Raw genomic sequence first — 11,214 nt, 5'->3', positions numbered from 1 at the left:
CCTCTTGTACGCCGGTGACACGACACCCACGACAGGCCCTCCCAGCCACGACCGCCCCGAAGATCATCCCACTTCTCGGTCAACGTGACAGCGCCTTCGGGGGTTCATGCGGCTTTGAGTGGGCTGCCGTCGTAGGTCCAGCGGTAGGGCTTGGCGTCGTGTTCGTCGTAGGCCAAGACGAAGGTGTCGATGGCCGCGGGCAGTTCGTCGCGGGAGGCGAACTGGCCGCGGCGTCGTAGACGTCGGGTCAGGGCGGAGAAGAACAGCTCGTCGGGTAGCCCCAGCGCGTCTCCGCGCTGGGGCTACCTCAGAACCGGCCGTGCCCGCTGGTGGCGTGAGTCCTCGGGTCGTATGCGATGCTCCGGGCGTCACCACGACAGCGAGGAGAGAACATGCTGGTCACGCTGACTGGAGGTGCCGGGGCGGGAAAGACCACACTGGCTACCGCACTGGCGGCTACGACACCCCGGGGGCCAGCGCGGGTACTCCACGGTGACGACTACTACTTCCTCACTCCTGAGCAGGGGGTTTGGGAGCCGGATGAATCCGGGGTGCCGCGGTTGGACGTCGGCGATCCCCGGTCGCTGGATTTCACGCGTCTCGCGCACGACACCGACGCCGCGTTCGCCAGCTCGCCCGTTGTCATCGTGGACGGCCTCTTCGCCCGTCATGTCACCCCGCGAACAGCGAACGTGCGGTTCGACATCTTCGTCGACCTGCCTGCCGACCTGCGCCTGGCCCGGAAGATCCAGCGCAAGTGCCTGCGGGACGGCTTCCCCCTCGACGTCCTCCTGCGCAACTACCTCAACCACCGGCGTGCCGCGCATGAACAGCATGTCGAACCCCTGCGTGGCGGCTGCGACCTGGTCGTCAGCGGCGACCGCCCGGTCGACGACCTTGCTCAGCAGGTCTGGACGGCGATCGCAGCCAATGAGCTGATCCACAAGTCTTGACTATTGCTCATAGCGGCCGGTGATGCCGCCGCACATCGCCAGGCGGGTTGGGCACCCGGTTCCGTCAGCGACTAGCATGGGTTGCCACGGCCGCGCCCGGCGCGGCTCGCTGGGAAGATCCTGTGCCATCGCTGGAGTGCTCACGCTCGTCATGCCGTCAGAACGCCCCGGAAACGCGCTTCCCTTCCTGCTCCTGTCGGCGTTTCGCGTGCTGATCGACGAACTCCATGCGCGCCTGGCCGAGATGGGACATCCCGAGCTGCGGCCGGCGCATGGCTTCGCCATGCAGATGATCAGCCGGGGTGGAAGCGTCTCCGATCTCGGGCGGAGGCTGGGCGTGTCCAAGCAAGCCGCCAGCAAGACGGCGGCCGGGCTGGAACGCCTCGGCTATGTGCGGCGTCGTCCCAGCGTCCGTGACCAGCGACAGATCGAGTTGTTCCTCACTCCACGGGGCATCGACGCCCTCACGGCCTCCGGCGAGATCCTCAACCAGCTGCGAGATGAATGGGCGGCCCTGGTGGGTGAGCGGGAGATGCTGCTCGCCGAAGGCGTCCTGGCGCAGGTGGGCGATTTCGACGGCCTGGACCGGTTCGTCGGGTGGCTGGGTGTGTGAAGACGGATAAGTGCCCGTACCGCTCACCGGGGTGGGCGGTACGGGCACTGCCGACGGGTGTCGTGTTCAGTGGCTGTGCGTCGCGGACCCGTTGGCCTGCGTGGCACCGCCTGCCCAGGCCGGGGGCTGTGCCCCGGCGGGTGCCGTGCGCTTCACGAAGTTCTCCAGCGTGAAGGTCAGGTCACCGTTTGTGCCGTAGCGCGTGCACATCTGGGTCGGGTAGAACCCGGTCAGCTCCACGGCAGGAGTCTGCGGAACCGCCCGGCACTCTGACGGCTTCGCCGAGACGACCCAGTCTCTGTTGATCACCGGCTCCCAGAAGCTGATGTGTCCGTCCCAGGTTCCGTAGGCGAAGGCCTGGGTGAACGGACCGCCGTTGGCCGGCGCCGCATTGGGGTCGATGATGTGGTTGCCCATGCGGCCGGCGGCTCCCGGCATGCCCCATCCCTCCGGAGCGTAGGGCGCCGGCACGGGCTTCTGCGCCGTCGCCTCGTCATCACAGTTGATGACGAGGTTGCACGGCCCGGTGCGTATCCGGTTGCGTTCCGTGAAGTCCTGGATGAAGAAGTGCATGTCGAAGTGCGGTTTGTCGAAGACGTGCGCCGGGCCGTGGCCATGCGCCTGCCAGTTGAACATCAGCCACTGGAACGGCAGTCCGCTGAGCTTCGGGAACCAGAGGTCCCGTTCGTGGCCGCTCGCGCAGTCCGTCGCCAGGTCGATGCCGGCGCCGGTCTTGTCGAAGCACGTCTGCCCGTCCTGGACCGGCGTGGTCGGCAGCGAGTTCATCGCCGCCGCGTCCACCCGCACGGCGAGGGTCTGCGGCTGGTTGGACGAGTCGGCGGAGTACAGGGTCTCTACGAACCCGCCGCCCAGCGACACCTTGTTGAAGGACTTCAGGCCGCGTGCGATATCCGGTCCCAGCGAATCCGGTTCGACCGCCGCCGACGCGTTTGAGCGGGTGGCGGTGGCGGCGAAGACGAACGACAGCGTCAGGAGCGGAATCAGCGACAGGACCAGCGGCCATCGCCAAAGGCGAAGAGAGGCCTGTCGCCCGGCAGCCTGCTTTCTCTCAGTTGTCTCAGGTGCCATGCTCATCAGTGCTCGCCGTGCCACTCGAACGCCTTGAAGGGCTCGTCCAGGGGGGCCTCGGTCATGCGGTTCGCGTAGGTAGAGATGGTGTAGACCCCGAGCCCCAGGACGACCTCAAGGGCGTTGCGGCGGGTGTAGCCGGCGCCGAGGAAAGCATCCATGGTCTCCGGGGAGACGTGGCCGTACCCGTCCATGACGGCCAGTGTGAAAACTCGCATGGCCTCCAGCTTCGGGTCCTCCAGTGGCGTGCGGGTCCGCAGCGCCCCGATCAGCTTCTGGTCGGCGCCCTGACGGGTCAGCATGGCGGAGTGCATCGACACGCAGTAGTGGCACTCCACCCGGGTGGCCATGGTGAGGATGAGGACCTCGCGCTCAAGGGGGCTGAGCGTGGTCTTGTTGAACAGCCCGTTGCCGGTCATGAACCCTTCGAGCAGCTCCGGCGACTCGGCCATGAGAGCCACCGGGGCGGGGATGAAGCCGAAGCCCTTGGCGGTGTTCTCCATGATGGGCCGGGACTTCTCGGGAACCGAGGAGAGATCATGGCGGATGAACTCGGTCATGCTGACGTCCTTTCGGGACAGTGAGAGCCGGATGACGGGTTCGTCACCCGGAAATCTGGGGAACTCCAGGCCGCGCGGACCACCGAGGCGAGCACCTCGACCCGGTCCGGCCGGAGCACCGAATAGTGGTCGCCGTCGAGCACCTGTACGGCCATCGGCCCGGCCAGGTGCGCGGCCCATGCCGCCGTCACCTCCTCGGTGGCGCCGTTACGGGCGCGGACCAGGACGGCGGGCACGCTGTACGTGCCCGGCCGGTGCGTGGCGAGGGCACGGGCGTTGGCGGTGAATCGGGACAGAAGCGCGCCGAAGGTCTCCTCGTCTGTGTCGGCACCCAGTAGCCCGCAGTCGCGCAGCCGCTCGGTCACGGCCTGCTCGGTCATGGCGGCCGGAGTCGGGTCGAACCCCGCCATCGGGTCGGGCACCCCCGCGACCTGCGCGACGTCCCTGGCGAACCAGGCGAGCAGATCGGCGCGGGACGGCTCATCACCGTGCTCATCCGGGTGCTCCATGAGGTCCAGTGCGACGACCGGCGCCACGATCAGGCCCCGGGCGGCCAGCCGCTCGGCGACCTCGAGGGCGAGTACCCCGCCCATGGACCAGCCAGCGATCCGGACCTCCGGGCCGGTGGCCTCCGCGGCGATCGTGTCCGCGTAGCGGTCGGCGAGTCCGGCAATACCGGTGGAGCCGTCCCAGTCGTCCGGCACCTGCACGCCGGTCACCGGGCCCCCGAGGAGCCGGGCCAGCTCGCGGTAGCACACCACGTCCCCGCCGACGGGATGGATCCAGTACGCCGTGGGGCCGCTTCCGTCGGACGCCATTGGCACGAGTGCCGCCCGCCTCGTCTTGCCCTCCCGCACGGCGTCGGCCATAGCGGCGATCGTGGAGTGCGTGAAGAGTACTGAGAGCGGGAGGGTGGCTCCCAGGCCCGTGCGGATACGCGACATGAGCCGCACCCCGAGCAGGGAGTTGCCGCCCAGTGCGAAGAAGTCGTCGTCCCGGCCGGTCGGTGACGAGGGCAGCAACTCTGCCCACACGTCCAGGAGAAAACGCTCGATGTCGTCCCGCGGTGCTTCGGCCTGCCCCCGGGGCCCGGACGCCCGGGCATGGGTTTCCAGGGCGCGCCGGTCCACCTTGCCGTTGGCCGTGACGGGCAGGGCGTCCAGCTCGACGATGCGCCGCGGGAGCATGTATGCGGGAAGCTGCGCACGGAGTTCCCCGGCCAGGGTGTCGAGGGGCGGAGCCGTGGCGTCCAGGACGACGCCGGCCACCAGGCTCCTGGATTCCGCCGCCTCTCCGACGGCCGCCGCGACGGCGCCGCGCACGCCGGGGATCCGACCCAGTACGGCCTCGATCTCGCCCAGTTCGATCCGATAGCCCTGGATCTTCACCTGGCCGTCCCGGCGGCCCAGGAACTCGATGTTCCCGTCCGGCAGGTACCGACCCAGATCGCCGGTGCGGTACAGCCGGCCGTGCGGGGTGTCGATAAAGGCGGCCGCCGTTCTGTCGGGGTCGCCGAGGTAGCAGCGGGCGAGTCCGTCGCCGCCGATGTACAGTTCGCCGGGAATCCAGGTGGGCCGGTGCCGCAGCTGTTCGTCCAGGACGTGGAAGACCTGGTTGCCCAGGGGCTTGCCGTACGGGATGGACGGCCGGGTGGGGTCCACGGTGCCGACCGGGTAGGTGATGGACCAGATGGCGGCCTCGGTGGCGCCGCCCAGCGAGTGGATGTCCGCGCCGGGGGCACGGTCACGAGCCCGCCCGGGCAGGTCAGTCGGTATCCAGTCGCCGCTGAGCATGACAGTGCGCAGCGTAGGAAGGGTCTCCCTCTCGTCCTCCAAGTGATCGGTCATCATCTGCAGCAGGGCAGGGACGGAGTTCCACACCGTCACGCCGTGCCGGCGCACCAGGTCGGCCCAGACAGCGGGCTCGCGCAGCTGATCCGGCTGGGGCAGGACGAGCGTGCCGCCCGACGCGAAGGTGCCGAAGATGTCGAAGACGGACAGATCGAAGTTGAGCGCCGACAAGCCGAGTACCCGGTCAGCGGCCCCGAGGGCGTAGCGCCGACCGATGTCCTGGAGCGTTCCGAGTGCGGCCTGGTGCTCGATCACCACACCCTTGGGCTGTCCGGTGGAGCCGGAGGTGAAGATGACGTATGCGACGTTGTTCGGCTTGGCCGAGGCGGTCGGCGGAGCGCCGGCGGACGGGTCGTCGTCGCCGGTTTCCGCCACGTCCAGCGCGGGGACGGCACTCAGCCACGGGTGCGCCGCGCGGGTGTCGTGGTCGGTCACCGTCATTACGGCTCCGGAGAGTTCGAGCGTGCGCCGGGCACGTTCGACGGGCAGGTCGGCGGCTATCGGCACATAGGCCTTGCCGGCCTTGAGTACCGCGAGGACGGCCACCACCTGGCCGATGCCCTTGGGCAGCATGACCGCGACGAGCTCTTCCGGATCGGTGCCGGTGCGGGCGGCGATGCGATGTGCCAGGGCATCGGCTCGTTCGTCCAGCGCTGCATAGGTGAGCGCCTCGTCGCCGCAGATCAGTGCTGGGGCGTCGGGGGTGATCTGCACGGTCTTCTCGAAGCCGTGGTGGAGCAGTCCGACGGGCCGCTCCATCGCCGTGTCGTTGGCAAGCTGGCGAGGTGCCAGTTCCTCTGCGACCAGCTGGAGATCGGGTACACGTTGCCAGGCCTGCTCGTCGTCGCAGAGTTCCTCGACCAGCCGCCGGTAGCTCGCGAACATCGACTCGACCATCTGCTGCGGAAACAGCTGGGTGACGTAATCCCAGTTGAGTCGCAGTCCGCTGGCGTCCTCGATCACCTGGTGGTCGAGCCACACCTGGGGCGTACGGATCTTCGAGGACACCTCGGTACCCCGGCCGGTCAGGCTGATCAGGTGGTCGGTCAGCGCGGTTGAGGCCGGGCCCTGTCCGGAAGAGAAGTTCAGCGTGCTGGCGAAAACCACGGGTGCCCGGCCGGCCCGCGCCGTGCCCTGGCGAGTGGCCAGCTCCCGCAGGACCTGCACGCCGCTGAAGGCGCTGTGCTCCAGGTCGTTCCACAACTGTCGCTGCAGCCGCCGTCCGCGGGTGACGAAGTCCGCCTCACCCCGGGTGTCGACCTCCAGCAGCAGGGTCGTGGAGAAGTTGCCGAGGACCGCGGACACCTCCGGGTGCACGGGGGCGCGGTTGAAGAAAAGCAGTGTCAGGGTGAAGTGGGGGGTGGCCGACCAGCGCGCGATGGTCTCGGCGTAGGCCGTGGCGAGGGCCGCCGACGGGGTGACGCCGGCGGCGTCGGCGTGGGCCTTGAACCGCTCCCAGCGTGCCGCGTCCACCGTGGCGCCCAGGTGGGCGAAGTCGGGTCGGCCGATGGCGGCCGGGTCGGCGGACAGGGGCAGTTCGGGGGCTGGCGGCAGGGTGTCGATCCGGTCCGTCCAGTAGGCCTTGGCCGCCGCGTACGCCGACCTGCCTTCCAGCGCCCGGATGTGGCAGACGTAGTCACGGAAGGTCAGCTGGAGCGGGGGAAGTTCGCGTCCGCGGTACGTCTGGGACAGTTCGGCGAAGAACAGGGCCGTGCTCCAGGCGTCGATGATGAGCGCGTCGATGCCCACGTGCAGCCGGGTCACGCCGTCCGGCAACAGCGATACAGCCAGGTGGAACAGCGGCCACGTGGCGGGGTCGAAGACCTGGGAGGACAGCCGGCGGGACCGCTCGGCCAGCAGGTCTGGCAGGTCCGGAGCCGGTACCGCGCGTAGGTCCAGGCGGTCCAGCTGGTAGGGCCCGACCTCGGGGAGGACGCGCTGCCCGCCGTCTTCGGTCATCACCGCGCGCAGCATGTCGTGCCGGGCGATGACGGTGTCGAGCGCGGACTCCAGCCGGTCGCAGTCCAGTCCGTGCAGGTCCGCCTCGATGAAGAAGAAGGTCGACACCCCGCCCAGTTCCAGACCTTCCGACCGGCCCACGAGATAAGCCTGCTGGAGGTCGGTGAGGCCGAACGGCTCGTGCCGTCCCGCAGGGTCGAAGACGAGTTCGGCGCTCTCATCGGAGCACGTCCGTTCGAGCCGCTGCCTGACGTACGCGGCGAGTTCGGCGATGCTGGAGCCTTCGAGAAACACCGCGAGGGGGATGTCCACCCCGCAGCGCCTGGTCACCACGTCCTTGATCTCCAGGGCCATCAGGGAGTCCAGGCCCAGGTTCTGCAGTGGCTCGTCGCGGGGCAATCGGTTCGGTTCGGCGCGCAGCGAGCGGGCGCATGCCTCGGTGACAACGGTGAGCGGGCCGGCGGCCTCGTCCGGTGCGGCAGGGTCGGGCCGTGACGTGACGGACGCGCTGAGCGGCTCCCATGCGCGGGTACTCGGTGCCGTGGGCGCGGCGGGACTGTGCGCGTGGGCTTGGGCCAGGGTGACCCCGGTCACGGACACCCAGCACGTCCCCCCGTCGTCGACCAGGGACACATCGGCGGTGACGATCCGCGCGTCGGCGGCGCCGTCGTGTACGCGCAGCCGGACCGTCAAGGGAACGGAAGGAAGTCCGGGTTGTACGGTGAAGCCCTCGACACCAACCACCATGAACGCACTGTCGGCGGTGCCGCGCGCGGCCAACGGCGCGAAGAGGACCTGGAACATGGCGTCGGTCAGCCCGGGCGGCACGACATAGCGCCGCCTCTCCTCGGCGGTGGCGGCCCTCAGCCGGGCCTGGGCGCGCCCCGAGTCGAAGCCGACCTCCTCCACCCATCTGGCGGAGTCGCCGAGGTAGAGCTTGCGGGACCACATCTGGCGGTAGAACTCTGCGCCGGTCATCCGGTGCGCAGGGCTGGCGGCCGGGATGGCCGACGGCACAGCGGTCGCCGGTGAGGCGCCGATCCGGCCCCGGCAGTGCACGGGCCACTCCAGCGTGGGGTCCGCCGGGTCGGACCGGTAGTCGAAGCGCAGGGTGCCGTCGCCCGCCGGTTCCAGGGTGAGCATGACCGTCGGGGGCCGCTCGTCGTCGTACCCCAGGCGCTGCGGGACGGTGACGTTCGCCAGGTGGACGGTCTTCCGCTCGCTCACCGTCAGGGCGGCCTGTACCGCGGCCTCAAGGAAGAAGCCGACGTTGACGATGGGTTCGCCGCCGATGACACAGTCGGCCAGGGCAGGGTCCGCAGTGCTGTCCAAGGCTGCCAGGAAGGCCGCGCCCGGGCCCGCCGTGGGCACGCGCGTGCCGAGGAGGGAGCCGGAGTCCGGCTGCGGCACGGTGGCGGTCGGCGTCAGGGCGGCCGGGGCACTGGTCCGGCGGCTCGGTTGGTACCAGTGGCGCGACCGGCGGAACGGATACGTCGGAGCATCGGTGAGCCGGACGTCCTGGCCGGCCCACAGCTTCCGCCAGTCGATGTCCATTCCGACCGTGTAGGCCTCGCCGACGGCGCTCGCGACGACCTCACGGTCGGCACGGCCGGGCCGCAACGAGGCTGCCCATAGACCGCGGCGCCGCTCCTCCGGCACGAACCGGCGCGCCATGGCGAGCAGCGTGGGCGCAGGTCCCGTCTCGATGAAGTGGTTGGCACCGCTGTTCATGACGGTCGTCATGGCGCCGACGAAGTCGACGGGCCGCAGAGCGTGCTCCACCAGGTACTCCGCGTTCCAGCCCGGCCCGTCCACCGCGCGTGCGGTCAGCGACGACACCAGCGGCAGGGTCGGGGCCGAGAAGGCGATCCCGGTGAGTTCCCGCCGGAAGTCGTCCAGCATCGGTTCCATCAGAGGCGAGTGGAAGGCCCGTACCGCCTCGAGCTGTCTGCTCCGCACGCCCAGCCCGGATGCCTGCGCCAGCACCTCGCGCACGGCGGCAGGGCGGCCCGAGATCACCGTGTGCTCCGGGCCGTTCAGGGCGGCGAGACCGATGTCGTCCCGGCCTTCCAGCAGCGCGCGGACCGTCGCCTCCGGGGCGAAGACCGCCGCCATCGAGCCCGGTTCTGTCAACTCCCGCATCAGCCGGCCCCGGGCCGCCGCCACGGCCAGCGCGTCCCGGACGTCCAGGACGCCGGCCACCGCCGCGGCGGTGATCTCGCCCACGCTGTGGCCGACCACGACATCGGGTTCGATGCCCAGTTCGCGCCACATCCGCGCCAGTGACCACTCGAGCGCCACGAGCGCCGGCTGGGTGAACGCCGTGTCATGGATGACACGGTCGTCTCGGGCGAACATCACTTCCAACAATGGACGTTCCAGCAGACCGTCGGTCAGCTCCGCGCAGTGCAGCAGGCCGTCGCGGAAGGCGGGCGAGTGCTCGAACAGGTCGGCGCCCATGCCGGGGTACTGGGAGCCCTGTCCGGTGAACAGGAACGCCGTCTTCCTGCGGGACCGCCCCACTGGGTCGGCCGGGACGGCCTCTCCTTTTGCCACCCGCCGGAGTTCGGAACGCAGCTCGGTGGCGCTCACCGTGACGGCGGCGTACCGGTGCGGCCAGTGGTCGCGCCCGGCGCCGGCCGTGTACGCCAGGTCGGCGACCGTGGCGTCCGGTGCCTCCCCGTCGGCGGGGCCGAGCCGGTCCAGGTACCGCTGAGCGAGGTCGGCCACCCCCTGTGCGGTGCGGGCTGACAGCGGCAGCACGTGAACCCCTGGATCCCGCCGCGGTTCGCCGGGTGCCGGGTCGGCGAGTGCCTCCTCGACGATGACATGCGCGTTGGTGCCGCTGGCACCGAAGGAGCTGACGCCAGCGCGCCGGATCCGTTCGCCGGGCTTCCACGTCTGCCCCCCGACCGGCACCTCGATGCCCAGCCGGGCGAGGTCGATCTCCGGGTTGACCTTCGACAGGCCTGGCTGGGGGGGGAGCAGTCCGTGCCGGAGGCTGAGGACGACCTTGATCAGGCCCGCGACGCCCGCCGCGGGCTCCAGGTGCCCGAGGTTGGCCTTGATGGATCCCAGCAGCAGCGGGCCCGAGCGCTGCTGCGTGCACAGCACGTCGGCGAGCGCGTTGACCTCGATGGGATCACCGAGGCGGGTGCCGGTGCCGTGCGCCTCTACGTAGTCGATGTCCTCGGCCGACAGATCCGCCGCGGCCAAGGCGGCCCGCACCACCTCACGCTGCGCCTCGGCGTTGGGCACGGTGATGCCGCTGGCGCGGCCGTCGTGGTTCACGGCGCTGCCCCGGATGACGCCGAGGATGCGGTCACCGTCGGCCCGCGCATCCGAAAGGCGCTTGAGGACGACCACGCCGCACCCCTCGGACCGGGCGTACCCGTCGGCCGAGGCGTCGAAGGTCTTGCAACGGCCCTCGGGCGACAGCATGCTGGCCTTGCCCAGCACCGTGTACCACTCGGGCGACAAGAGCACATTGACACCGCCGGCGAGGGCCAGGTCGGCGTCCCCGCCACGCAGGGCCTGGACCGCCAGGTGCAGGGCGACCAGGGAGGACGAACAGGCGGTGTCGACGGACAGGCTGGGACCGTGCACGCCCAGCCAGTGGGCGATCCGCCCGGCGGCGAACGTGGAGGCGCCGCCCGTCAGCGCGTACGCCTCCAGCTCCTCGGGCGCCGTGTGGGTCAGCAATGCCTGCATGTAGTCGTTGTTGGTGACCCCGACGTAGATGCCGGTCCTGCCGCCCCTGAGGGAGGCGGGTCGGACGCCGGCATTCTCCAGCGCCTCCCATGAGACTTCCAGTAGCAGCCGCTGCTGCGGGTCGATGAAGCGGGCTTCGCGCGCGGAGATCCCGAAGAACTCGGCGTCGAAGCGGTCGACCGAGTCCAGGAACCCACCCGTGGGCAGCCCGCCGGGGAAGCCGCCGGGCACGTCGTCCAGCCTCGCGTTCGGGTAGGGGCCGGTCACCTGCCGACCCTGAGCCAGCAGCTCCCACAGGGCGGTGGTGTCGTGTGCGCCGCCGGGCATCCGCGCGGCCATGCCGACGATGGCGACCGGTTCGCTGATCCTGTTGCGCAGTGCGTCCCGTTCGTCGGTGAGGGACGTGATGCGCTCCAGTGCGGATCGGATCAGTCCCCGGGTGTCGTCCGGTAGTTGAGTGGTCATGGCTGTTTCCCCCG

General features: G+C 70.1%; 5 protein-coding genes. 2 read left to right on the top strand and 3 right to left on the bottom strand.

Annotated features, from left to right (window positions below):
• Positions 1-392 precede the first annotated feature (392 nt).
• Both ACIRYZ_RS36515 and ACIRYZ_RS36510 read left to right on the top strand, forming a co-directional pair.
• Positions 393-953 carry a uridine kinase gene (locus ACIRYZ_RS36515; protein WP_402952618.1) on the top strand — a complete coding sequence of 187 codons (561 nt, stop codon included), beginning with the start codon at positions 393-395 and terminating at the stop codon, positions 951-953.
• A 136-nt stretch (positions 954-1,089) separates the two neighbouring features.
• Positions 1,090-1,566 carry a MarR family winged helix-turn-helix transcriptional regulator gene (locus ACIRYZ_RS36510; protein WP_402952616.1) on the top strand — a complete coding sequence of 159 codons (477 nt, stop codon included), beginning with the start codon at positions 1,090-1,092 and terminating at the stop codon, positions 1,564-1,566.
• A gap of 66 nt (positions 1,567-1,632) precedes the next feature.
• Here the strand turns inward: ACIRYZ_RS36510 and ACIRYZ_RS36505 are convergent, their stop codons facing one another.
• From ACIRYZ_RS36505 to ACIRYZ_RS36495, 3 genes are read right to left on the bottom strand one after another with little or no spacing between them, the layout of a single operon-like run.
• Complete coding sequence (locus ACIRYZ_RS36505) at positions 1,633-2,661, bottom strand: hypothetical protein (protein ID WP_402952615.1); 1,029 nt, start codon at positions 2,659-2,661, stop codon at positions 1,633-1,635.
• A complete protein-coding gene (locus ACIRYZ_RS36500) occupies positions 2,661-3,215 on the bottom strand; it encodes a carboxymuconolactone decarboxylase family protein (protein WP_402952613.1) in 555 nt (184 codons plus the stop codon). Before ACIRYZ_RS36500 ends, ACIRYZ_RS36505 begins: the two co-directional genes overlap by 1 nt.
• Positions 3,212-11,200 (bottom strand): amino acid adenylation domain-containing protein, encoded by a 7,989-nt coding sequence (locus ACIRYZ_RS36495; RefSeq protein WP_402952611.1) that lies wholly within the window; start codon positions 11,198-11,200, stop codon positions 3,212-3,214. Before ACIRYZ_RS36495 ends, ACIRYZ_RS36500 begins: the two co-directional genes overlap by 4 nt.
• Positions 11,201-11,214 lie beyond the last annotated feature (14 nt).

This window comes from Kitasatospora sp. NPDC101155, assembly GCF_044768305.1.
Taxonomy (GTDB): Bacteria; Actinomycetota; Actinomycetes; order Streptomycetales; family Streptomycetaceae; genus Kitasatospora.
The sequence above is the reverse complement of the archived record's forward strand: the minus strand, read 5'-3'. Positions and strand labels throughout refer to the sequence as shown.